This window comes from Mycobacterium saskatchewanense (assembly GCF_010729105.1).
Lineage (GTDB): Bacteria > Actinomycetota > Actinomycetes > Mycobacteriales > Mycobacteriaceae > Mycobacterium > Mycobacterium saskatchewanense.
Map to the genome: position 1 here is coordinate 4814318 of NZ_AP022573.1, position 23234 is coordinate 4837551.

Here is a 23234-nt window from a genome sequence, read left to right on the forward strand (position 1 = left end):
CGGTTTGGAGGAGAGATGACTCAGGGGCTGGTGGAAGCGGAACTGGCGGTCGAGCCGCCGCCCGGCGCCGCGTCGGGGCATCGGTCGGCGGCCCGCCTGCTGCCGGTCTCGATGTCGGTGGCCAGCATGGGCGTGATGGCAGCGGCATTGCTCTCGGGCTCGACCGCCACGCGCAGCCCGATGTTCCTGGCCTTCCCGGTCGTGACGCTGGCGTCCCTGGTGATGGCCGTCGCATCCGCGCGTGGCGCGGGCCGGGGAGTCGACGCCGACCGCGCCGCCTACCTCGGCTACCTGGCGACGTTGCGGAAAAGGGTTGCTGCTTACGCGGACTCGCAATGCTCGTCGCTGCGATCGAGGAATCCCGACCCCGACACGCTGTGGACGTTGATCGGTGGACCGCGGACCTGGGAGCGTAAGGCCGCCGACGCCGACTTCTGTCACGTCCGCTTCGGCCTCGGCGCCCGGCCGCTCACTCCCCGGCTGGTGGCCCCGGACATCCCGCGGCCCGGCGATCCGGTGACCGCGGTGGCCCTGCGGCGCTTCCTCGCGGCGCACTCGACGGTCCTGGGGCCGATCGTGGTGGACCTGCGGGCGGCCGAGACCATCACGATCGACGGTCGGGGGGCCGAGGCGCGCGCGCTGGCGCGCGCGGTGATCTGCCAACTCGCCGTGTCGCATCCCCCGGACCTGGTCTTGATCGTGGGCGTGATCGGCGAGCGCAATCGCGCGCACTGGGACTGGCTGAAGTGGTTGCCGCACAACGGCCATCCGGCGGTGGTCGACGAGGCGGGTCCGGCGCGCATGGTGTACCGGACCATGGCGGAAGCGCGGCGCGCGCTCGCGCTTCGCGAAGCGTCGCACGTGCTGGTCGTCGCCGACGTCGACGAGCCCGTCGGCGCAATGCCGGGCGCGTCCGTTCTCGCGTTGCGCGCGCGCGAGGGCGGCGCGCCGTTGACCATCCGAGCGGAAGAGGGCGAATGCGAGGTGTCGCGGCCCGACCGGCTCGATCTCCTGGATGCGCTGGTGTGCGCCCGCCGGCTGGCCGGCCGTCGCGCCGCCGGCGCACTTTGCGCGTTCGGGGACACGGTGGTCCATGAGCCACTGCGCGCCCCCCTCGGGACGCTGGTCGACGGTGCGCCGCTGCTGCTGGACATCAAGGAGCCGTCCGAGGGCGGCATGGGGCCACACGGATTGTGCATCGGGGCAACGGGTTCCGGAAAGTCGGAGTTACTGCGGACCATCGCGTTGGGCCTGATCGCGCGCAACCCGCCGGAGGCGCTCAATCTGCTCCTCGTCGACTTCAAGGGCGGCGCAACATTCCTCGACTTCGCCCGCGCGCCGCACGTGGCCGCCGTGATCACCAATCTCGCCGACGAAGCGCCGCTGGTCGCACGGATGCGCGACGCGCTCGCCGGTGAGATGGATCGCCGCCAGCGGGTGTTGCGGGGGGTGCGGTGCGCGAGCGTGGCGGCGTACGAGCGGGCGCGTTCGGCGGGTGCCGGATGGGCCGCCCTGCCGACTCTGCTCATCATCGTCGACGAGTTCTCCGAACTGCTCAGCCAGCAGCCCGAATTCGTAGAGACCTTCGTGGCGATCGGCCGGCTCGGCCGGTCGCTGGGGATGCACCTGTTGCTGTCCAGCCAACGGCTCGACGAGGGCAGGCTGCGGGGGCTGGACGCCCATCTGTCGTATCGGGTGTGCCTGAAGACGTTGTCCGCCGGCGACTCGCGGTCCGTGCTGGGAACGCTTGACGCCTACGAGCTCCCGACCACGCCCGGTGCCGGCTTTCTGCGCCTTGGCAGCGGCGAATTGTTCCGCTTCCAGGCCGCATCCCTGTCCGACGCCGTTGCCGTCACCGCGCGGGCCTTTGGGCCGGGTGCCGAGGCGACGTCCGGCGCGATTCCCGAGGTCCGTCCGTTCAGTACGCGGGTGTGTGGTGCCGTCACTCGCCAACAGCCCGAGCGGTCGTCCTCGCCCCGCCCGCTGGACGCGGCCCTCGACCGGTTGTCCGTGCAGGGACCGCCCGCGCACCAGGTCTGGCTGCCGCCGCTGGGCCAGCCGCCGGCGCTGCGGGATCTGCTGGGGGACGCGGCGGTCGCGCGGCCCGGGCTGACCGTACCCATCGGCATCGTCGACCGCCCGCGCGAGCAGCGCCGCACGCAACTGGTGGTCGACCTATCCGGGGCCGCGGGCAACGTCGCGGTCGTCGGCGCTCCCCGATCGGGAAAGTCAACGGCGTTGCAAACCCTGATCACCGGGCTCGCCGCCACGCACGACCCCACGCAGGTCCAGTTCTATTGCCTCGACTTCGGCGGTGGCGCACTGAGGTCGCTGCGGACGGTGCCGCACGTGGGGGCCGTCGCCGGCCGGGCCGAGCCCGCGCTCGTGGCCCGCATCGTCGCCGAGTGCGAATCGGTCTGGCGCAGCAGGGAACTCCGCGACGAGCGACGGGCAGACCAGTTCGGTGACGTGTTCCTGGTGATCGATGGCTGGGCCGCCCTGCGGCGGGACTTCGCCGAGCAGGAGGCGTCCATCACGGACCTGGCGGCCCGAGGACTTTCGTTCGGGGTGCACGTGGTGCTGTCGGCGTCGCGCTGGGGTGAGATCCGGCCGGCGTTGAAGGACCAGATCGGCACCCGGATCGAGTTGCGGCTGGGCGACCCCGCCGAGTCCGAGGTCGACCGCAAGCGTGCCCAGCAGGTGCCCGCGGACAATCCCGGCCGCGGCCTGTCCCGCGACGGGCAGCACATGATGATCGCCCTGCCGGCCGACGATATTCCGCGCGGTGACAGTGCGGCGCCCCCGATCCCGTTGCTGCCGGCCCACGTCGACCAGCACACCGTCGTCGAGCGGGCGGGCGTCGAACTCGGTCCGCGCATGCTGATCGGACTCGAGGAGCGGCGGATACTGCCGCTTCCCATCGACTTCGACCGAAATCCGCACCTGCTCATCGTCGGCGACAACGAGTGCGGGAAGAGCGCGACGCTGCGGACGCTGTGCCGCGAGGTCGTCCGGACCAGGACCGGCGCCGAAGCTCGGCTGATGATCGTCGACTTCCGGCGGTCCCTCCTCGGAGTTGTCGACGGGGAGCACCTGGGCGGGTATGCCGGGTCGCCGCCCGCGCTGGAGTCGCTGCTGGCGGAACTACTCGACTCGCTGCGCCGGCGGACACCCGCCGGCGACGTCAGCCAGGAGCAACTGCGCGCCCGGTCCTGGTGGTCCGGGCCGGAGTTCTTCCTCGTCGTCGACGACTACGACCTGACCGCCGCCGCGGGCAACCCACTCGCTCGCGTCAGCGAATTCCTGCCGCACGCACGGGATGTGGGACTGCACCTGGTCGTGGCGCGGCGCAGCGGGGGAGCCGAACGCGCATTGTTCGAGCCGCTGTTGGCGTCGCTGCGCGATCTCGGCTGCATGACCCTCAGGATGAGCCTGCGCCCCGACGCGGTGGTGCCGTTCGGTTCCGGGCGCCCGGCGCGGCTGCCGCCGGGCCGCGGCCTGCTCTCGACGCGGCCCGGCGACGAGCAGCTGGTCCAGGTCGGGTGGACCCCGCCGTGAGTCCGCACCGCGCTATCGTCGAGGCCGGCCCCGGCGCCATCCGCCAACTGTGTTGCGGCACCGGCGCAGTCGCCGACGCGGAAGCCGCCGGGGCGGCGCTCGATGCGATAGACGATCCGGTCGCGCTGGTGGCGGGCCGCCCGGTCGCCGTCGACTCGGCGTGGCGCGACGTGCTGCGGTCGCTGGGGTGCGACTCCGGCGACGGCGCGGTCGTCGTGCATCCGTCGTGGTGGCCGCCGTCGCGCATCGACAGGGTGACCGCCGCGGCCGCACCGGCCGGCGATGTCCTGGCGCGGCCGCGGTCGTGGCTACTGCGGCAAGCGTCGAACGCCCCGCCGGAGGCGACCGTCGTGGTGGAGATCGCCGAGCGGTTGGTGGCGATCAACGGCGCCGACGCGGTGGCCGTGCCGCGCACCGCCGAGCCGAAGGCGATCGCCCGGGAGGTCGCGGGCGCCATCGAGCGGATGGCGCAAGGCGCGACGGTCACGGTGGTGATCGACGTGCCGAACGGCATCGACGGGGCAGCCGGCCTCGCGAGCTCGGTGGCCACCGCCGTCCGCGGCGACGGCGGCGGCGTCCCGAAGGTGGTGCGGGTGGACGGGGCCCGGCTGAGCCGGATCGCGCGGTCGGCCTTCCGCGAGCCGCCGGAGCCCGCCGCCCTTCCCGTCCGTTCCCGCGCGCCGAGGTTGGGTGTCTTCGCGGCCGCGGCCGTGACCCTGGCGACCCTCCCGCTGGCCATCTCGGCCGTGGCACCGGTGGACCGGCATGGCATGGCGGCGGCCGGCCTCCAGGTGGCGCCGGCGACGTATCTCGTCGAAGGCCGGGTGGCGCTCAGCGTCCCCGCGAACTGGCCGACGCAGCGCGTGCTGGCCGGCCCGGGCTCGGCGCGGGTGCAGGTCACGTCGCCGTCCGATCCCGAGGTGGCGCTGCACGTCACTCAGTCCCCGGTCGCCGGCGAGGCCCTGAGCGGCACCGCGGAGCGGCTGAAGCGCGGGATCGACGCGGAACCCGCCGGGGTGTTCGTCGACTTCGACCCGTCGGGAGCGACCGCCGGACGGCCCGCGGTGACCTACCGCGAACTGCGGCCCACGCATCACGTGCGGTGGACGGTCTTCGTCGACGGGCCGGTCCGGATCAGCATCGGGTGCCAGAGCCGGCCCGGCGGCGACAACGCCGTTCGGGAGGCGTGCGAGCAGGCGGTGCGCTCGGCCCGCACCATCGGATGAACTCGATGGAACCAAACGGCGGCCCCCGCAGTCGGATCAGGTATGACGGCGACGAATGCCCTGAGCACCGATCTCGACTTGATGCGGTCGGTGGCGAACACGACGGACGCCCGCAACGACGAGATCCGGGCGACGCTGCAGGCGTTCATCGCCCGCATGGGCGCCGTCCCGCCCACGGTATGGGGTGGGCCGGCGGCGGCCCGGTTCCAAGACGTGGTGGATCGCTGGAACGCCGAGTCGCTGCGGCTTCACCGGGTCCTGCACACGATCGCCGAAACCATTCGGCACAACGAGGCCGCGCTGCGCGAGGCGGGCCAGGCCCACGCCGAGCACATCGCCGCCGCCGGCGGAAACCTGTGAGGGAGGAAGCGCGTGGAGCCGCTGCTGTCGTACGACTTCGGTGAGATCGAGTACTCGGTCCGCCAGGAGATCCACACCACGTCCGCGCGCTTCAATGCCGCGATCGAGGAGCTGAGGTCGCAAATCGCGCCGTTGCGACACCTGTGGACGCGGGAAGCGGCCGCCGCGTACCAGGTCGAGCAGTCCAAGTGGGACCAGGCGGCTTCCGCCCTCAACGAAATCCTGGTCGACCTGGGAAACGCGGTGCGCGACGGCGCGGACGAAGTGGCCGACGCCGACCGGCGCGCGGCCGGTGTATGGGGCCGGTAGCGCCCCTGAGCCAACTGGCCCCTGTGCGGTCCCGGCGGAGGAGAGCCGCCGGGACCGCACAGTCATTTTGACCTGCGGGGACGCTGGTCGGTAAGCTGCTCCGTTGGCGTGCGGGTAAGCGGGGCCCCGGGTCAACGTCGGTCGCCGAGACCAGCCCCACCGCAGACCTACCAGGACGCCTGACCGGCACCCGGCTTGACCCGGGATCCACCCACGAGAAGAGAAGGTAAGCGCTGTGCCCACCTACGCGCCAAAGGCGGGTGACACCACGAGGTCGTGGTACGTCATCGACGCCACGGACGTGGTGCTTGGCCGCCTTGCCGTCGCGGCAGCCACCCTGTTGCGCGGCAAGCACAAGCCGACGTTCGCCCCCAATGTCGATGGCGGTGACTTCGTCATCGTCATCAACGCCGACAAGGTCGCCCTCAGCGGCGATAAACTGCGGGACAAGATGGCTTACCGCCACTCGGGGTATCCCGGCGGTCTCCGCAAGCGCTCGATCGGCCAGCTGATGGAGAAGCATCCCGACCGCGTTGTCGAGAAGGCGATCGTCGGCATGCTGCCCAAGAACAAGCTGAGCCGGGAGATCCAGAAGAAGCTTCGCGTCTACGCCGGCCCGCAGCACCCGCACGCGGCGCAGCAGCCGGTTCCGTTCGAGATCAAGCAGGTGGCGCAGTGACCCAAGCAACCGAGGCAACCGAGACCACGGAAGCCGCGCAGGCTGCGGACGAGACCGCCGCCCCCAGCGAGTCGTACGTGTTCGACCGGCCGATTCAGACCGTCGGCCGCCGCAAGGAGGCCGTCGTGCGGGTGCGCCTGGTGCCCGGCACCGGCCAGTTCAACCTCAACGGCCGCACCCTGGAGTCCTATTTCCCGAACAAGGTGCACCAGCAGCTCATCAAGGCCCCGCTGGTCACCGTGGACCGGGCGGAGAACTTCGACATCTACGCCCTCCTCCACGGCGGCGGTCCGTCGGGCCAGGCCGGGGCCTTGCGCCTGGGCATCGCGCGTGCGCTCATCATCGCGTCGCCGGAGGATCGGCCCGCGCTGAAGAAGGCCGGCTTTCTCACCCGTGACCCGCGGGCGACCGAGCGGAAGAAGTACGGCCTGAAGAAGGCCCGCAAGGCACCTCAGTACAGCAAGCGCTGATCAGCCACCGCTTTCTGGCCGAAGCTGTGCGACGTTATGCACCGTCTTCGGCGTGTCTGCGCGAAAATGCGCCCGGTTTCGGTCAGAAAAGAACGGGCACGTTAGGTGCACGACCGACGACTGTGAGAGGTTTGTCCGCATGGGTCGACTATTCGGCACCGACGGTGTGCGCGGGGTCGCCAACTGCGAGTTGACCGCCGAGCTGGCGCTGGCCCTGGGCGCCGCGTCGGCCCGGCGCCTGGTCAGCTCGGGCATACCGGGTCGGCGGGTCGCGGTGATCGGCCGCGACCCCCGCGCCAGCGGCGAGATGCTGGAGGCTGCGGTCATCGCCGGTGTGACCAGCCAGGGCGTCGACGCGCTACGGGTCGGAATCCTGCCAACCCCGGCGGTGGCGTACCTGACCGGCGCCTACGACGCCGACTTCGGGGTGATGATCTCGGCGTCGCACAACCCGATGCCCGACAACGGCATCAAGATCTTCGGCCCCGGCGGCCGCAAGCTCGATGATGACACCGAGGATCAGATCGAGGAGCTGGTCACGGCGGGGCCCGGGTTGCGCCCCGTCGGCGCCGGAATCGGGCGCATCGTCGACGCGGAGGACGCCGCCGAGCGCTACCTGCGTCACGTCGGTAAGGCCAGCACCCTGCGCCTCGACGGCCTAACCGTGGTGGTCGACTGCGCCCACGGCGCGGCGTCGTCGGTGGCGCCGCGCGCCTACGGCGCGGCCGGGGCGCGGGTGATCGCGATCAACGCCGACCCCAACGGCCTGAACATCAACGACGGCTGCGGCTCGACGCATCTCGATGGGCTGCGCGCGGCCGTCCTCGCGCACCGCGCCGATCTCGGCCTGGCGCACGACGGGGACGCCGACCGGTGCCTGGCCATCGACGCCAACGGCGAAGTGGTTGACGGCGACGCGATCATGGTCGTGCTCGCGCTGGCGATGCGCGACTCCGGCGAGCTGACTTCCAGCACCCTGGTGACCACCGTCATGAGCAATCTCGGGCTCCACCTGGCGATGCGCTCCGCCGGCATCGCGGTGCGCACGACCGGCGTCGGCGACCGTTACGTTCTCGAGGAGCTCCGGGCCGGTGATTTCAGCCTCGGCGGCGAGCAATCCGGCCACATCGTCATGCCCGCGCTGGGCTCCACCGGGGACGGCATCGTCACCGGCTTGCGGCTGATGACGCGCATGGTTCAGACGGGCTCGTCGCTGGCGCGCCTCGCTTCGGTGATGCAGACGCTTCCGCAGGTGCTCATCAACGTCCAGGTCGCGGACAAGGCCACCGCTGCCGCGGCGCCGTCGGTACGGGCCGCCGTCGAGAAGGCCGCGGCCGAACTGGGGGACACGGGCCGAATCCTGCTGCGTCCCTCCGGAACCGAGCCGATGATCCGGGTCATGGTGGAAGCGCCCGAAGAAGACCTCGCACAGCGGGTCGCCAGCCGGGTCGCCGAAGCGGTGAGCGCCGCCCGCTAGGCCCGGCCCGTCGGTGGCCGGAACCCCGACGCGGCGTCGGGCGTCGGATTAGGCATGAGATTCGACAGGGGAACACGACCCTCCGCCAGCGAAACGTTCAACGCCCGCACCGAGGTCGACGTCGCGTCGACGTATCGGGTCGCCGATCAGTTCCAGACCGCAGCCGAGCTCATCGACGGCGCCGTGGCCGGACATCTGACCAGACTCGCATTCGGCGGGACCACTGCGGGCCGGGCGCACACCGCCAGCGGTGACACCCTGCGCGGCCTGCTGGAGCGTCTGGCCGCGGAGTTGTCGCAGTGGTCGCGGGCGTGTTCCGAGATCGCGGTCGCGCTGCGCGCCAGCGCCGACGGCTATGCGGACGCCGAGCTGTACGCCGCGGCACGGATCGCCTGACCGTGGCGGACCGGTTGGATGTCGCCGAGCGCCTCGCCGAGGGCAGGCTCTCGGTCGAGCACACCCAGAGCTACGTGCAGGCTTGCCGCGCGCTCGGCTACGGCCATCCCGACCTGACCGCGCGTCCGTCTCAGGTCGGCGACTGGTACGAGACCGAGGACGGTCTGGACATTCGCGTGCTCGACCACGACTGCGCTGAACTGCGGGCGGCGGGTTCGGCGGTCGCCGATGCGCTCCGGATCCAGCGCGCCCAGGTCACGGAGCTGGCTGCGGCGTGGACGGGCCCCGGTGGGGACGCCGCGGTCCGGTTCCTGGAGCGCCATTGTGATAGCGGCGCCGCGGTGACCGACGCGCTGCGCGCGGCCGCTCAGCGATGTGAATCGTTGCGCGACAACCTGTGGTATCTGGTCGATTCCAAGGTGGCGACCGCGATCGCCGTCGACGACCGCACGGCCCCGCAGCGGCAGGAGTGGTTGGCCGCCGCCGCCGCGGTCATTACCGGGGCGGGAGATCGGGCGGCCGCGGAGCAGGTGGTGCGCGAGCAGATCGCCCCCTACGTCGATGAGGACGTTCGCCACGACTGGCTGACGACAATGCGCTCGACGGTCGCCGGGGTGGACACGTCCTACGAGATGGTCACCGACAAGATGGCCGCCGCGCCGGCACCCTCGTTCGAGCTGCCCGGTGACCTGCGGATCGGCGGATCGCCGCCGCCAGCGCCGCCGCCCGCCGCGGTCGCACCGGCCGCGGCTGTGCCCGCCGCGGTCGCGCCGGCCGCGGTCCTCGGCCCGCCGGCGGATGCAGGGGCGGTTCCTGCCCCGGCGCCGGCGGCCTCGCCGCCGCCGGACTGGGGAGCCGCGCTCGGCGACGCCTTGGATGCGCCCGCGGGCGATCTGGGCGGCGGGGTGGGCAGCCTCGGTGGACTGGCCGGGCTGGCGAGCCGGATCGTCGACGCGATGGGTGGTCTGCTGGGTTCGGCGACCGACCAAGCGGGTAGCGAGAACCCGTTCGAAGATGACCCGTTCGAAGATGACCCGTTCGACGGGGAGCACGACGACCTCAAGGAGGCCGATCCTCGGCCGCGACCGGTGGACGCGGTGGCGCCGGTGGAGGCGCCGCCGCCGGTTGTGCCGCTGCCGGAAACCTCTCCGGCACCGGAGGCCACACCCGCGCCGGAGGCCGCACCCGCGCCGGAGGCCGCACCAACGCCGCACGCGCCACCTGCACCTGAGGCCGCGAACGGGGAGGCCACGCCCTGCCAGATCGCCGCCGATCAGCTTCCGCAGGCGGGGCAGTGATGCTCAGGCGGGCCGCAGCCGCAGGGCTTCCTCGACGTAGCGCACCGATTCGGCGGGATCGGCGGTCAACGGGCTCACCAACAGCGTCGTCACCCCCGATTCGGCGAACGCGGCGAGGCGTTCGGCGACGTGGCCTCGCGGGCCCACGAGCGAGATGCCCCGCACCAGCTCGTCGGGCACGGCGTCGATGGCCTCCTGCTTGCGGCCCGACAGGTAAAGCTCCTGGATCCGGTCGGCGACGTCGCCGTACCCGTAGCGCGTCGCCAGGTTGTGATAGAAGTTGCGGCCCTTGGCGCCCATGCCGCCGATGTAGAGGGCCAACTGCGGCTTGACCCACGCGAGCCGCTCGTCGACGTTGTCACCGATGGCCAGCGACGCGTGCACGACGACGTCCAGCGGCCCCAGCGCGGGATCCCGCTTGGCGGCCCCGGCGGCCAGGGCCTCACCCCAGACCGAGGCGGCCTTCTCGGGATGGTAGAAGACGGGTTGCCAGCCCTCGGCGATCTCGGCGGTGAGTTCGACGTTCTTGGGGCCCAGCGCGGCGATCGTGATGGGAATGCGTTCCCGCACAGGATGATTGATGAGCTGCAGCGCCTTGCCCAGGCCGGTTCCGCGCTCCGGCGGCAGCGGGATCTGATAGTGCTTGCCGTCGTACTGCAGTCGTTCGCGGCGCCACACCTTCCGGCAGATCTCGACGACCTCGCGGGTGCGGCCCAGCGGGGCGTCGAACGGGACGCCGTGGAACCCCTCGATCACCTGCGGCCCTGACGTTCCGATCCCGAGCCGAAAGCGTCCGTCGGACACGAAGTCCAGGCCCGCGGCCGTCATCGCGAGCAACGACGGCGTCCGGATATACAGGGGGAACACACCCGAAGCCAGCTCGATGGTGTTCGTCTTGGCCGCAAGGTAGCCGAGCTGGCTGACGGCGTCGAACGAATAGGCTTCGGCCACCACCGCGGCCTCGATGCCGGACTTTTCCAGTTCGACGACGCGTTCCGCGGCTTGATGAAACCCGCCGGAGTAGTCAAGGGCGATCCCGATTCGCATGCATGACACTTATCAGACGGTCACACGAGCGCCGCGGCGGCATGACGGTGCGTCACTTCAACAGCGCGACGATCTTCTCCTCCAACGCGACGGGCGGCGCGTCGGGATCCACCGGGTCCGTGCGGGGCAGCTGGACATCGGGGTTGGCGAAGTCGCGGTAGGTTTTGTCACCGGCCAGCGTGAACAGCAGGTAGCCGGTCAGCAGGGCCCGCACGACGCGTTGCGTCTTGCGGTGCCCGCCGGGCAACCCGACGGCCTTCGCCAGCCGCCGGCCCTCGATCAGGCCTTTCGGTTCGGCCTTGCTCACGATGCGCAGCGTCGCCGCATCCCAGGCGCGCGACAATGACAGCGCGTTCGAATTGAGTGACTTGGGGTCGCCGGGCGCGGTCAGGATGAGGCCAGGGACCTTGAGCGTGGCGGCCGGCTGCTCGGCGGGCGGACTGGTGACGGTCGGGAATAGCGCGACGGCGGCGGCGGGCTTCGCGGGCATGCCCGCCGCGGCGAACACCGCGGCCGAGCCGCCGAAGCCATGGCCGGCCACGCCGAGCTTCGCGGGATGGACGCTGATCTTGCCCGGCCCGAGCCGCACACCCGAGACAATGTCGAGGGCGGTGCCCAGGTCGAAGGCGAAATTCAGGACCGAGGGGGCCAGGCCGCGCTGGGTGTCCGGGGCGCCGGCCACGATGCCCCACGACGCCAGGTGCTCCAGCAGGCCCGAATAGCGCGCGGCGCCGGTGAGCCAGTCGTGACCGAACGCGACCGCGGGCAGATTCAGTCCGGCTTCGGGGGTGTACACGACGCCGGGCAGACCGGCAAAGGCCAGGTCGCCACGCAAAACCCGGTACGGACCACGGCGGCTGAGGGCTGCAACGAGCTTGCGGATGCGGGCCACGCGTCGACGTTAGCGCACCTCAATGAGCCCGACGCGCCAGAGCACCGCGTACGCGTGGCGCAGCGGAATGCTCAGCAAACGAGCGGTTCCGTCGACCAGAGGGTCGCCCGAGTCGATGGCAATGCGCGCACGCTTGGGTGCCTGCCGGGGCGCGGGCGCAAGGGTCAGGGCGGGCGCCGGCGCGGCAACCATCACATCTACATCGTCGATCAGGACAGCGGTCATGGTTACTCCTTAAGAGGGATGTCGCGAAGCGGCGGGTTGTTTTCCGCGCGCCGCGTCTGCTTTATTTTTCATTCACTTTGAATTCCGCTGAGCTTGCGGACGACATTGTCCGGTCACCAGCGGTTTACATTTGCGAGGATCAAAGTATTTGGTGTCTGTTCAAGATTTGATAACCAAGGGCCGACGCGGTGCGAGTCGTGCGCAACAGGCGCTGAAAACGTTGATTTACAACGATATCCTGCATGTAGTCGGCTCGGGGACCGAGACGGTTGTCGTCAGGCGAACGTCAATGCCGGCTGTCCTTCCCGCTGGCCAACGCGCTTATCGGTGTTTGCCAGCTCTATCAATATCGGTGAGTTTAGGGGCGCAGTTTGCTGAAGTAATGACGGACATGAAAACGTCGCAAATACATCAGGTGACAAGCGCCTGGCGTGTAGGAGTTCGGTATGAATTTGCCCGATGGGGCCGCGCCGCCGGCCGGACGGGTTTACCGTGGCGCGCCGGGGCGCCCGCGGAGGCGCGTCACCGGCCCTGCGGCGTCCAGCCGGGGCGCGGCGGCTGGGTCCGGTGTGTCCATCGGGCGCCGTCCCAGTAGCGCTGCCCCCGCCCTGACGGGTCGCGGTACCACCCGGGCGGTGGCGGGCCGACGGCCCGGGGAGCGGCGGATTGAGCGGCCAGTCTGCGCACCTGGCCGATCGCACTGATGTTGGAGATCAGCGCGACCCAGTTCATCACCAGCACCGAAGCCAGGCTCCATCACCCGGCGAGCAGGTTATGGGTCTGGGCCCGCCGGTACTCCTCCTCGCACTGCTCGAGGGTGCCGGTGAAGGTGTAGCGCTGGTGGTGCGACAGGATTACCGCGCCGGTGTGGTTGTAGAGCCTGATCGAAAAGCGGCGGTAGGGACCGGTCGCGCGGGGCCTTTCTCGCAGGTGAGCAGCGCCACGATACCGTCGGGCCCGTGCGGCGCGGACGCCTTGCGGGTTCGCCTGCACTACCCTGGTTCGAATGTGCGGAATCGTCGGCTACGTCGGGCAGCAGCCTGCCTGCGAGGTCGTCATGGACGCGCTGCGCCGGATGGAGTACCGCGGCTACGACTCGTCGGGGATCGCGCTGGCCGACGGCCACGGCGGGCTCACCGTGTGCCGCCGCGCCGGCCGGCTGGCCAACCTGGAAGACGCGGTTGCGCAGATGCCGCCCGAGTCGCTGGCCGGTACCACCGGCCTGGGCCACACTCGGTGGGCCACCCACGGCCGCCCCACCGACCGCAACGCGCACCCGCACCGCGACGCCGCAGGCAAGATCGCCGTCGTCCACAACGGCATCATCGAGAACTACGCGACCCTGCGTCACGAGCTGGAGACGGCCGGCGTGGAGTTCGCCAGCGACACCGACACCGAGGTCGCGGTGCATCTGGTGGCGCGTGAGTACCGGCACGGCGAGGCCGCCGGCGATTTCGCCGGATCGGTGCGGGCCGTGCTGCGCAGGCTCGAGGGTCACTTCACGCTGGTGTTCGCCAACGCCGACGAGCCCGGCACCATCGTCGCCGCCCGCCGCTCGACGCCGCTGGTGCTCGGCATCGGTGACGGCGAGATGTTCGTCGGGTCGGATGTCGCCGCGTTCATCCCGCACACCCGCCACGCCGTCGAGCTCGGCCAGGACCAGGCCGTGGTGATCACCGCAGACGGCTACCGGATCACCGACTTCGACGGCAACGACGAAGTCAGCTACCGCGAGTTCCACATCGACTGGGACCTGGCCGCCGCGGAAAAGGGCGGCTACGAGTACTTCATGCTCAAGGAGATCGCCGAGCAGCCGGCCGCGGTGGCCGACACCCTGCTCGGGCATTTCGTCGACGGCCGCATCACGCTGGACGAACAGCGGCTCTCCGATCAGGAGCTGCGCGAGGTCGACAAGGTGTTCGTGGTCGCCTGTGGCACCGCCTACCACTCCGGGCTGCTGGCCAAGTACGCGATCGAGCACTGGACGCGGCTGCCGGTGGAAGTGGAGCTCGCCAGCGAGTTCCGCTACCGCGACCCCGTGCTCGACCGCAGCACCCTGGTGGTGGCCATCTCGCAGTCCGGCGAGACCGCCGACACCCTGGAGGCCGTCCGGCACGCCAAGGAGCAGAAGGCCAAGGTGCTGGCCATCTGCAACACCAACGGCTCGCAGATCCCCCGCGAATGCGACGCGGTGCTCTACACGCGCGCCGGCCCGGAGATCGGTGTGGCCTCGACGAAGACGTTCCTGGCGCAGATCACCGCCAACTATCTGGTCGGCCTGGCGCTGGCCCAGGCCCGCGGCACCAAGTACCCCGACGAGGTGCAGCGCGAATACCGCGAGCTGGAGGCGATGCCGGACCTGGTAGCCCGCGTCATCGCGGGCATCGAGCCGGTGGCCGACCTCGCCTACCGCTTCGCCCAATCGTCGACGGTGCTGTTCCTGGGCCGCCACGTCGGCTATCCGGTCGCACTGGAGGGCGCGCTCAAGCTCAAGGAACTGGCCTATATGCACGCCGAGGGGTTCGCCGCCGGCGAGCTCAAGCACGGCCCGATCGCGTTGATCGAGGACGATCTTCCGGTCATCGTCGTCATGCCGTCGCCAAAGGGTTCGGCCATGCTGCACGGCAAGCTGCTGTCCAACATCCGCGAGATCCAGGCCCGCGGCGCGATCACCATCGTGATCGCCGAGGAGGGCGACGACACGGTCCGCCCCTATGCCGACCATTTGATCGAAATACCTTCGGTATCAACCCTTCTGCAGCCGTTGCTGTCGACCATTCCGCTCCAGGTGTTCGCCGCATCAGTTGCCCAGGCCCGAGGTTACGACGTTGACAAGCCGCGAAACCTCGCCAAGTCCGTCACCGTGGAGTAGCCGCCGCCTCAGGCTGGCCGTCCTCGGTGTGTTGCTCTTGGTCGGCACCTATATCGGCTCGATCGTCCTGTATGTCATCGGCGGCATGGGTCATCCCCATGTGGTGGTGCAAGACGCGGCGGCGGGCGACGGGACAACGATGACCAACGACATTCAAGAGATCCAGTCGCACAACAGCGTCCTCGTTGCCAACATCAGCGTGGTGCCCGGTCCCGCACTGCTGGACCCGCGTACTCACGCCCTCAAGGACGACCTCCACATCGTCGCCGCCTCCACGGTGACGACCAGCAGGCAGACATGGCCGAAAGGCACGCTGCCGACCGTGTTTCGGGTGTCGCTCGCCCTGACCGGCGAGGTCGCGGAATGGCCGTTCGACGAATACCATTCGGGACCCGTCGTCGCTCAGCTGTTTTCCGGTCCCGACAACACGCCGGTGCCGGCGACGGTGACTCTGGTCAACCGTCTGCTGGGCTGGAACGTCGACGTGATTCGCGCCAACGACGCCGACCCCACCCTCCCGTTCCGGGTGGATCTGTTCCGGACGCCGAGCACCGTGCTGTTCGGGGTCGCCATCCTGTGTGTCCTCCTCGGGCTCGCGTGCCTGGGCGCGTTCGTCGCCATCCAGACGGCACGCGACCGGCGTAAATTCCAGCCGCCGATGACGACGTGGTACGCGGCGATGCTCTTCGCCGTGATGCCGCTGCGCAATGCGCTGCCCGATGCGCCGCCGTTCGGAAGCTGGATCGACATCACGATCGTGGTGTGGGTCATCGTCGTGCTGGGGATATCGATGGGCCTCTACATCTCCTGCTGGTGGCGGCATCTGCGACCGGAAGCCGCCTAGCCGTCGCGCGCCGTCGAGTAGCGGTCACCAGCCCCGAGACGCTTACAATCTGCGGGCAGTGAACGCACGCCCACGACCGAGCGGGAGGGCACGTTGTCGGCGCATGGTTCCTCGGGGCAGAGCAAACGCTTCAGGCGACTGTTGATGATCGGGCTGGTGGTCCTGTTCGTCGCGACTTATGCCATCACCGTCGGGCTGTACACCAGGTCCGGGTGCGGCTGCCCCCGACAGGTCACCAACGGCCTGCCGACGGCGGACGGGACCACGGTCACCATCGACCTGCAGGAACTGCAGTCGGTGAAGGGCGGGCTGATCGGCAACGTGACCGTCGCGCCCGGCCCCGACCTGCTGGACCCGCTGACCGGCGGCCTGAAAGACGATCTCACCGTCGCCGTGCACTCGGCAGCAACCCCCATGAGGCGTACCTGGACCAAGGGCATGGTGCCCGGCGTCGTCCCCGTCCCGCTGACCATCACCGGCGACCCGTCGGATTACCCCTTCGATCACTACCACTCGGGCCCGATCACCGTGGACCTCCTCCACGGCGCCAACCCGGTGCCGCAACGGGCGTCGGTGACGTTCGTCGACCGCCTCCCGGGGTGGAAGGTCGACGTGGCCACCGTCGGCACGAAGGGTGTGCCCGCGCCCTACCGGATCGAGCTGGGCCGCTCACTGAGCACCGCCGCCTTCGCCGCCGTCCTCCTCGCCATGCTGATCGCGCTCGCCGCGATCGGGCTGTTCGTCGCCGTGCAGACGCTGCGCGACCGGCGAAAATTCCAGCCGCCCATGACGACGTGGTACGCGGCCATGGTCTTCGCGGTGATGCCGCTGCGCAACGCCCTGCCCGACACGCCTCCCATCGGGTCGTGGATCGACGTGACCGTCACCCTCTGGGTGGTCGTCGCGCTGGTCAACGCGATGCTGATCTACATCGTCTGCTGGTGGCGGCATCTGCGGCCCGAGCCCACCGCGCCCGCCGCTCCGGACCCGACCCCGGCGCCGGTACCGGCTTCGGCCGGCTGACGAGTTCGCCGGCTAACTCCGACGGCGCGCCACCCGGCGTGCGAAGGTTGACGCGTGGCTGATGCACCGGTGCGGGAACGACTGCGCGGCATGGGGCTGGCCGTATGGCATTTCGCCAGTGGCGCGCCGCTGACCTACGCCTGGCTGTTCGTCCTCTTGATCACGACGATCATCCAGAACGTGCTCTCCGGTCGGCAACTGCACGCGATGCTGCTGCACCATTCCACCAACATCCATGGGCTGGCCCGGGATCCGCTCGACGTGCTGTTCTCCAGCCTGCTGTGGATCGACGGCCGGAACCTGGAGCCGTACCTGCTGCTGTTCACCCTGTTCCTCGCGCCCGCCGAACATTGGCTCGGCCACCTGCGTTGGCTCACCGTGGGCCTGACGGCGCACATCCTGTCGACGTACATCAGCGAGGGGATGCTGTATTTCGCGATCGAAAAACGCGACGCCGCCGAGCGGCTGATCAACGCCCGCGATATCGGGGTCAGTTACTTCCTGGTCGCCATCATCGCGGTGCTGTCCTACCGCATCGCGCGGCCCTGGCGCTGGGGTTATCTCGGGGTGCTGTTCATCATCTTCACCTTCCCGCTCCTCACGATGGACCGCGTCGAGCTGAACTTCACCGCCATCGGGCACTTCACGTCGATCCTGATCGGCCTGTGCTTCTACCCGATGGCCCGCGCGCGGGGCGGCCGGCAGCTGAACCCGGCGCGCGTCGGGCCGGCGTTCCGGCAGCGCCGCCCGTCCGGGAAAACCGGCTGACCGTGGCGCAGCAGGTGCGCGCGCTCTACGGCGCGTCCCTGTCTCCGGACGCGACCGCGTTCGCCCACCTCATCGACGACGGCGGTTACCCCCGCGCGGTGCAGCGCTTCCTGCGCGGCTGGCGGGCCAGCTCGTCCCGCGACGTCGAGCTTCCCGTCGAGGGCTCCGTCTCCCGGGTGATCCACTCGGCCGACGGTCGATGGCTGGCGTGCGAGGTGGCCCCGGGCGGGGGCACGCGCCACCAGATCTGGGTCGTCACCACCGATCCCGAGGACCGGATGGCCCGGCGCATCGACGGCGAGGAAGCCGGGACCGCCGAGCTGATCGGGTGGGACGGCACCTGGGTGGCGGCGATCCTGACCGGTGAGGACGGCATCGGGCGGTCCTGCCTGATCGACCCGGCCGACGGCCGCCGCACGGTGCTGGACCGCCGCTCCGGCGGCCGACTCGTCGACGCCTGGGCGGGAGCGTCGCTGATCCGCGTCGGCCCGCGCGGCTACCACGACATGATCATGCTGCACGGGCAGACCGAAATCGCCTTGCTGCCATCGGATCCCGGCTCGACCACCGATGCCGGCGTGATCCTCGACGACCACCATCCGCGCCGCCTGCGCTACGGGCCCACCGGCGAGCTGACCAAGCTGTACTACCCGGCGAAGAACTACCTGGTCGACGGGCGCACGCCGCCCGACGGTCCCGGCCGCGGCTACGTCCGCGCGCTGATCCGCAGCGACAACGGCTGCGAGCACGCCCGGCTGCTCGAAGTGACGGTCACCCCCGACGGCGTCACCTACTTCGTGGTGGCCGAGCGCCCGGGCTGCGATCTCGACGAGTTCGTCGTCAGCGACGACCAGTCGACGGTGGCGCTGTTGTGGAACCTGGACGGCCGCAGCGAATTACAGATCCTGGAGTACACCGACCACACCCTTACCGAACCGATTCCGCTGCCCGGCATGGTGGCCACGGAGCTGTCGATCAGCGCGGGCGGCGCGATGGTCGCGATGACCGTCGAGGGGCCGTCGCTGCCGCGCACCGTCGAGCTGGTGGACCCGCGATCGCGGCAGTGGGAACCCATCGACCGCGAACCCGCCACCGGTCCGGTGATGCCCGGGTCGTCCGTGCCCGCGGGGCCGGAGACGATCACCGCGCGCGACGGCCTGCGGCTGAACGCGTGGCTGTACCGGGCCGCCAGCCCGACGGGTGCACTGGTGTACCTGCACGGCGGTCCCGAGGGCCAGTCGCGACCCGCCTACCACGAGATCCTGGCGCAGCTGGTCGACGACGGCATCACCGTCCTGACGCCGAATGTCCGCGGCTCCGGCGGTTTCGGCAAGACGTTCGTGCACGCCGACGACAAGGGGCAGCGGTTCGCCGCCATCGACGACGTCGCCGACTGCGTGCGCTTCCTGGTGGACAACGGCCTCGCCGACCCGGCCCGCGTCGCGTGCGCGGGCTGGTCGTACGGCGGCTATCTGACCTTGGCGGCCTTGACTTTTCATCCCGGCCTGTTCATCGCCGGGGTTTCCATCTGCGGCATGAGCGACCTGATCACCTTCTACCGCAACACCGAACCGTGGATCGCCGACGCCGCGTTCGCCGAGTACGGGCACCCGGTCAGCGACCGCGAGCTGCTCGAGCGGCTCTCCCCGCTGCGCAGGGTCGACGCGCTGACCGCGCCCCTGCTGGTGGTGCACGGCGCGCACGACACCAACGTGCCGGTGAGCGAATCGCGCCAGATCGTCGACGCGTTGCGCGGTGCGGGCCGTGAGGTGCGCTACCTGCTGTTCCACGACGACGGGCACGGCATCGTCAAGCGCGAGAATCGCGCGGTGCTCGCCGCGGCCATGAGCGAATGGCTGACCAAGGCGTTCGACTCGGCCTAGGCGCGGGTCGCGGTGACGTACTGCAACGCCGTCGCGTTCTCCGCATCGGGCTGTTCGGGCAGCGAAAGACGTTGCTCGGCAATCAGATCGGGTATCGACTTGCCGCTCGCCGCCCATCCTCGAGAGCTCAGGTAGCCGACCACGTCGTTGCGTTCGCCGGCGTACCACAGGTCGGTCATCTCGATGTCGAACCCGTGTTCGCGCCACTGCTCGGTGACGTCACGGATCCGATCCGCCATCGCCTGCACGCCGTCACCGGGATCCCGCAGGTTTTCGGTGGCCAACCGGCTGCCCGCGCAGCTCAGCTCGGTGATGCTGTCCAGGAGCCGGTCCTGGGCGTCCGGCGGCAGGAACGGCAGCAACCCTTCGGGGCTCCACGCGATGGGCGCACCGGTGTCCAGGCCCGCCCCGCGCAGGGCGGTGGCCCAGTCATGGCGAAGGTCGACGGACACCACCCGCAGTTCGGCGGTCGGCTGCGCGCCAAGGTCGGCCAGCGTCGTGGTCTTGAATTCGGTCACCTGGGGTTGGTCGATCTCGAAGACGGTGGTCCCCGCCGGCCACGGCAGCCGGTAGGCGCGGGCGTCCAGACCGGAAGCCAGAATCACCGCCTGGCGGATGCCGGCGTCGGCCGCGGCCAGGAAGAAGTCGTCGAAGAAGCGGGTGCGGATGCCCATCATCTGGGCCATGCGGACCATTCCGAAGTCACCGTTGTCGTCGACCTGCGCCGGATCCAATTCGCCGCTCGCCAGCCGGGTGAAGAAGTCGACGCCCACCGCCCGCACCAGCGGCTCCGCGAACGGATCGTCGATCAGTGGTTCGTCGCCGCGGCTGGCCAGCGCGCGGCCCACCGCCACGCCGGTCGCAGTGGCTCCCACCCCGTTGCCCAGGTCCCAGGTGTCGTCGTCCGTCCGTGCCATGTCCACCCCGATCTCCGGTCGCCGTCGAGTCGGGCGCGAGGGTACGCCCGAACGATGACACGTGATGACCGGTGAGCGCGGTTCAAGGAACCGGCGCATCCATGGAATGCTTGTTCCGATGCGGCATTACTACTCAGTAGACGCGATCCGCCAGGCCGAAGCCCCGCTGCTGGCCAGCCTGCCCGACGGTGCCCTGATGAGGCGCGCGGCGTTCGGACTGGCCACCGAGATCCTCGGCGAGCTGAAGGCCCGCACGGGCGGGGTGGCCGGCCGCCGGGTCTGCGCGGTCGTCGGCTCGGGGGACAACGGCGGGGACGCCCTATGGGCGGCGACGTTCGTGCGGCGCCGTGGCGCGGCGGCCGACGCGGTGCTGCTCAACCCGGACCACACGCATCGCAAGGGGCTGGCGGCGCTGCTGCAGGCGGGCGGCCGGATCGTGGGAAATGTCTCCCCGACAACGGATCTCGTCATCGACGGCGTCGTGGGCATCTCCGGTTCCGGGCCGCTGCGGCCGGCCGCGGCCGACGTGTTCGCCGCGGTCGACGGGGCGGGCATCCCGGTGGTCGCCGTCGACATCCCCAGCGGCATCGACGTGGCGACCGGCGCCATCACCGGCCCGGCGGTGCACGCCGCGCTGACCGTCACCTTCGGCGGGCTCAAGCCCGTCCATGCCCTGGCCGACTGCGGGCGGGTGAAGCTGATCGACATCGGGCTCGACCTGCCCGAGACGGACGTCCTGGGCTTCGAGGCCGCAGACGTGGCCGCGCGCTGGCCGGTGCCCGGGCCGCACGACGACAAGTACACCCAGGGCGTGACGGGCGTGATGGCCGGTTCGTCGACGTATCCGGGCGCGGCCGTGCTGTGCACGGGGGCCGCCGTGGCGGCGCACTCCGGCATGGTGCGTTACGCCGGCAGCGCGCACCGCGAGGTGCTCGCGCGCTGGCCGGAGGTGATCGCGTCGCCGACCCCGGCCTCGGCCGGCCGGGTGCAGTCCTGGGTGGTCGGTCCGGGTTTGGGCACCGACGAGACCGGGGCCGCGGCGCTGTGGTTCGCGCTGGAAACCAACCTGCCGGTGGTCGTCGACGCCGACGGGCTGACCATCCTGGCGGCCCACCCCGAACTCGTGGTCAACCGCGCCGCGCCGACCGTGCTTACCCCGCATGCCGGTGAATTCGCCCGGCTGGCGGGTAACCCGCCCGGGGACGACCGCGTCGGCGCGTGCCGCAGGCTGGCCGACACGTTCGGCGCCACCGTGCTGCTCAAGGGGAACGTCACCGTCATCGCCGACCCCGGCGGTCCGGTCTACCTCAACCCTGCCGGGCAGTCCTGGGCGGCCACCGCGGGCTCCGGCGACGTGCTGTCCGGGATGATCGGCGCGCTGCTGGCCTCCGGCCTGCCGGCCGCCGAGGCCGCGGCGGCTGCGGCCTTCGTGCACGCGCGCGCGGCAGCGCTGGCGGCCGCCGACCCGGGCCCCGGGGACGCGCCGACGTCGTCGTCTCGCATGGTGCCGCACATCAGGGCGGCGCTGGCCGCCCTTTAGGACCTCCAGGAAAGGATTCTCCTAGTGCCCCAACACCCGTCCCTGCCCGCGCACTCGATCGCCCCCGCCTACACCGGCCGGCTGTTCACCGCGCCGGTGCCCGCGCTGCGGATGCCCGACGAGTCGATGGACCCGGAGGCCGCCTACCGCTTCATCCACGACGAGCTGATGCTCGACGGCAGTTCCCGGCTGAACCTGGCGACCTTCGTGACGACGTGGATGGACCCCGAGGCCGGCAAGTTGATGGCCGAGACGTTCGACAAAAACATGATCGACAAGGACGAATACCCGGCGACCGCGGCGATCGAGCAGCGCTGCGTGTGCATGGTGGCCGATTTGTTCCACGCCGAAGGCCTGGACGACGCCGACCCCTCCAGCGCCTGTGGCGTGTCCACCATCGGCTCCAGCGAGGCCGTCATGCTGGGCGGACTGGCGATGAAATGGCGGTGGCGGGCCAAGGTCGGTAAGGGCTGGGAGGGCCGCCGGCCGAACCTGGTGATGGGCTCCAACGTCCAGGTGGTCTGGGAGAAGTTCTGCCGCTACTTCGACGTCGAGCCCCGCTACCTGCGGATGGAGGAGGGGCGCTACATCATCACCCCCGAACAGGTGGTGGACGCCGTCGACGAGGACACCATCGGGGTGGTGGCGATCCTGGGGACCACCTACACCGGTGAGCTGGAGCCCGTCGCCGACATCTGCGGCGCGCTGGACAAGCTGGCCGCCAGCGGCGGCGTGGACGTCCCGGTGCACGTCGACGCCGCCAGCGGCGGGTTCGTGGTGCCCTTCCTGCACCCCGAGCTCAAGTGGGATTTCCGGCTGCCGCGGGTGGTGTCCATCAACGTCAGCGGCCACAAGTACGGGCTGACCTACCCCGGCGTCGGGTTCGTGGTGTGGCGCAGCAAGGAGTACCTGCCGGAGGACCTGGTGTTCCACGTGAACTACCTCGGCGGCGACATGCCGACCTTCACGCTGAACTTCTCCCGCCCCGGCAACCAGGTCGTGGGCCAGTACTACAACTTCCTGCGGCTGGGCCGCGAGGGCTATACGAAGGTCATGCAGGCGCTGTCGGGCACGGCGCGCTGGTTGGGGGAGCAGCTGCGGGTGAGCGAGCACTGCGAGCTGGTCTCGGACGGTTCGGCGATCCCGGTGATCGCCTTCCGGCTCGCCGAGAACCGCGGCTACACCGAGTTCGACCTCTCCCACGAGCTGCGGGGTTACGGCTGGCAGGTGCCCGCCTACACGATGCCCGACAACGCGACCAACGTCTCGGTGCTGCGGATCGTGGTGCGCGAAGGGCTTTCGGGCGACCTGGCCCGCGCACTGCACGACGACGCCGTCTCGGCGCTGGCCTCGCTGGACAAGCTCAAGCCGGGCGGCCATTACGACGCGCAGCATTTCGCGCACTGATTTCCCGGCGCCGAACGTCGGACGCTCGGCGGCGCTCGGGGCG

At 70.4% G+C, this 23234-nt stretch carries 22 protein-coding genes; 16 read left to right on the top strand and 6 right to left on the bottom strand.

Annotated elements, in window-relative coordinates:
• The first annotated feature begins 15 nt into the window (after window positions 1-15).
• The 9 genes from eccCb (at window position 16) to G6N56_RS22840 (ending at window position 9773) form a co-directional block, all read left to right on the top strand.
• On the top strand, window positions 16-3558 hold the full coding sequence (gene eccCb, locus G6N56_RS22800) for a type VII secretion protein EccCb (protein ID WP_085255547.1): 3543 nt from the start codon (window positions 16-18) through the stop codon (window positions 3556-3558).
• Entirely contained in the window at window positions 3555-4784 is a 1230-nt protein-coding gene (locus G6N56_RS22805; RefSeq protein ID WP_085255612.1) for a type VII secretion-associated protein, read from the top strand. Before eccCb ends, G6N56_RS22805 begins: the two co-directional genes overlap by 4 nt.
• Before the next feature lie 42 nt (window positions 4785-4826).
• A complete protein-coding gene (locus G6N56_RS22810) occupies window positions 4827-5144 on the top strand; it encodes a WXG100 family type VII secretion target (RefSeq protein WP_085255548.1) in 318 nt (105 codons plus the stop codon).
• Window positions 5145-5156: 12 nt separating this feature from the next.
• The gene (locus tag G6N56_RS22815) at window positions 5157-5453 is read left to right on the top strand and encodes a WXG100 family type VII secretion target (RefSeq protein ID WP_085255549.1); all 297 of its coding nucleotides are present in this window, start codon (window positions 5157-5159) and stop codon (window positions 5451-5453) included.
• Window positions 5454-5688: 235 nt separating this feature from the next.
• Entirely contained in the window at window positions 5689-6132 is a 444-nt protein-coding gene (gene rplM / locus G6N56_RS22820; protein ID WP_085255550.1) for a 50S ribosomal protein L13, read from the top strand.
• Window positions 6129-6602, top strand: a complete 474-nt coding sequence (gene rpsI / locus G6N56_RS22825) for a 30S ribosomal protein S9 (RefSeq protein ID WP_085255551.1) — start codon at window positions 6129-6131, stop codon at window positions 6600-6602. The genes rplM and rpsI overlap by 4 nt, the downstream gene beginning before the upstream one ends.
• Window positions 6603-6741: 139 nt before the next feature.
• On the top strand, window positions 6742-8079 hold the full coding sequence (gene glmM, locus G6N56_RS22830) for a phosphoglucosamine mutase (protein WP_085255552.1): 1338 nt from the start codon (window positions 6742-6744) through the stop codon (window positions 8077-8079).
• A 54-nt stretch (window positions 8080-8133) separates the two neighbouring features.
• Entirely contained in the window at window positions 8134-8475 is a 342-nt protein-coding gene (locus tag G6N56_RS22835; RefSeq protein WP_085255553.1) for a type VII secretion target, read from the top strand.
• Between the two features lie 2 nt (window positions 8476-8477).
• Window positions 8478-9773 carry a hypothetical protein gene (locus G6N56_RS22840; RefSeq protein ID WP_085255554.1) on the top strand — a complete coding sequence of 432 codons (1296 nt, stop codon included), beginning with the start codon at window positions 8478-8480 and terminating at the stop codon, window positions 9771-9773.
• 3 nt (window positions 9774-9776) lie between these two features.
• On the opposite strand, the gene G6N56_RS22845 is transcribed toward G6N56_RS22840, so the two are convergent.
• The 5 genes from G6N56_RS22845 to G6N56_RS29895 form a co-directional block, all read right to left on the bottom strand.
• A complete protein-coding gene (locus tag G6N56_RS22845; protein ID WP_085255555.1) occupies window positions 9777-10820 on the bottom strand; it encodes an LLM class F420-dependent oxidoreductase in 1044 nt (347 codons plus the stop codon).
• Between the two features lie 52 nt (window positions 10821-10872).
• Complete coding sequence (locus G6N56_RS22850) at window positions 10873-11712, bottom strand: dienelactone hydrolase family protein (RefSeq protein ID WP_085255556.1); 840 nt, start codon at window positions 11710-11712, stop codon at window positions 10873-10875.
• A 9-nt stretch (window positions 11713-11721) separates the two neighbouring features.
• Window positions 11722-11937: an Rv1535 family protein gene (locus G6N56_RS22855; protein ID WP_085255557.1), complete on the bottom strand. Its 216-nt coding sequence runs from the start codon at window positions 11935-11937 to the stop codon at window positions 11722-11724.
• A gap of 522 nt (window positions 11938-12459) precedes the next feature.
• Window positions 12460-12669, bottom strand: coding sequence for a DUF2510 domain-containing protein (locus tag G6N56_RS29890; RefSeq protein WP_232069383.1), 210 nt, complete (start codon window positions 12667-12669; stop codon window positions 12460-12462).
• A gap of 24 nt (window positions 12670-12693) precedes the next feature.
• The gene (locus G6N56_RS29895; RefSeq protein ID WP_232069126.1) at window positions 12694-12930 is read right to left on the bottom strand and encodes a hypothetical protein; all 237 of its coding nucleotides are present in this window, start codon (window positions 12928-12930) and stop codon (window positions 12694-12696) included.
• Between the two features lie 13 nt (window positions 12931-12943).
• Between G6N56_RS29895 and glmS the strand changes: the two genes are divergently transcribed.
• The 5 genes from glmS to G6N56_RS22885 all read left to right on the top strand — a co-directional run bounded on the left by glmS (window position 12944) and on the right by G6N56_RS22885 (window position 19327).
• Window positions 12944-14809, top strand: coding sequence for a glutamine--fructose-6-phosphate transaminase (isomerizing) (gene glmS, locus G6N56_RS22865; RefSeq protein ID WP_085255558.1), 1866 nt, complete (start codon window positions 12944-12946; stop codon window positions 14807-14809).
• Between the two features lie 28 nt (window positions 14810-14837).
• Window positions 14838-15653 (top strand): DUF4436 domain-containing protein, encoded by an 816-nt coding sequence (locus G6N56_RS22870; protein WP_232069127.1) that lies wholly within the window; start codon window positions 14838-14840, stop codon window positions 15651-15653.
• Window positions 15654-15797: 144 nt separating this feature from the next.
• Window positions 15798-16676: a DUF4436 domain-containing protein gene (locus tag G6N56_RS22875; protein ID WP_085255559.1), complete on the top strand. Its 879-nt coding sequence runs from the start codon at window positions 15798-15800 to the stop codon at window positions 16674-16676.
• Between the two features lie 90 nt (window positions 16677-16766).
• Window positions 16767-17444 (top strand): rhomboid-like protein, encoded by a 678-nt coding sequence (locus G6N56_RS22880; protein WP_408632713.1) that lies wholly within the window; start codon window positions 16767-16769, stop codon window positions 17442-17444.
• 2 nt (window positions 17445-17446) lie between these two features.
• The gene (locus G6N56_RS22885) at window positions 17447-19327 is read left to right on the top strand and encodes an alpha/beta hydrolase family protein (protein WP_142280580.1); all 1881 of its coding nucleotides are present in this window, start codon (window positions 17447-17449) and stop codon (window positions 19325-19327) included.
• Here G6N56_RS22885 and G6N56_RS22890 read toward each other — a convergent pair.
• A complete protein-coding gene (locus G6N56_RS22890) occupies window positions 19324-20244 on the bottom strand; it encodes a class I SAM-dependent methyltransferase (protein WP_085255614.1) in 921 nt (306 codons plus the stop codon). The genes G6N56_RS22885 and G6N56_RS22890 overlap by 4 nt on opposite strands.
• A gap of 118 nt (window positions 20245-20362) precedes the next feature.
• Between G6N56_RS22890 and G6N56_RS22895 the strand changes: the two genes are divergently transcribed.
• Entirely contained in the window at window positions 20363-21784 is a 1422-nt protein-coding gene (locus tag G6N56_RS22895) for an NAD(P)H-hydrate dehydratase (protein ID WP_085255615.1), read from the top strand.
• A 24-nt stretch (window positions 21785-21808) separates the two neighbouring features.
• Window positions 21809-23191 (top strand): glutamate decarboxylase, encoded by a 1383-nt coding sequence (locus tag G6N56_RS22900; RefSeq protein WP_085255561.1) that lies wholly within the window; start codon window positions 21809-21811, stop codon window positions 23189-23191.
• Window positions 23192-23234: the final 43 nt, after the last annotated feature.

Coding starts and splice junctions, on each gene's coding strand:
- eccCb (WP_085255547.1), top strand. CDS start 16: ATGACTCAGGGGCTGGTGGAAGCGGAACTGGCGGTCGAGCCGCCGCCC.
- G6N56_RS22810 (WP_085255548.1), top strand. CDS start 4,827: ATGACGGCGACGAATGCCCTGAGCACCGATCTCGACTTGATGCGGTCG.
- glmM (WP_085255552.1), top strand. CDS start 6,742: ATGGGTCGACTATTCGGCACCGACGGTGTGCGCGGGGTCGCCAACTGC.
- G6N56_RS22835 (WP_085255553.1), top strand. CDS start 8,134: ATGAGATTCGACAGGGGAACACGACCCTCCGCCAGCGAAACGTTCAAC.
- G6N56_RS22845 (WP_085255555.1), bottom strand. CDS start 10,820: ATGCGAATCGGGATCGCCCTTGACTACTCCGGCGGGTTTCATCAAGCC.
- G6N56_RS22855 (WP_085255557.1), bottom strand. CDS start 11,937: ATGACCGCTGTCCTGATCGACGATGTAGATGTGATGGTTGCCGCGCCG.
- G6N56_RS29890 (WP_232069383.1), bottom strand. CDS start 12,669: ATGAACTGGGTCGCGCTGATCTCCAACATCAGTGCGATCGGCCAGGTG.
- glmS (WP_085255558.1), top strand. CDS start 12,944: ATGTGCGGAATCGTCGGCTACGTCGGGCAGCAGCCTGCCTGCGAGGTC.
- G6N56_RS22875 (WP_085255559.1), top strand. CDS start 15,798: ATGATCGGGCTGGTGGTCCTGTTCGTCGCGACTTATGCCATCACCGTC.
- G6N56_RS22880 (WP_408632713.1), top strand. CDS start 16,767: ATGGGGCTGGCCGTATGGCATTTCGCCAGTGGCGCGCCGCTGACCTAC.
- G6N56_RS22890 (WP_085255614.1), bottom strand. CDS start 20,244: ATGGCACGGACGGACGACGACACCTGGGACCTGGGCAACGGGGTGGGA.
- G6N56_RS22895 (WP_085255615.1), top strand. CDS start 20,363: ATGCGGCATTACTACTCAGTAGACGCGATCCGCCAGGCCGAAGCCCCG.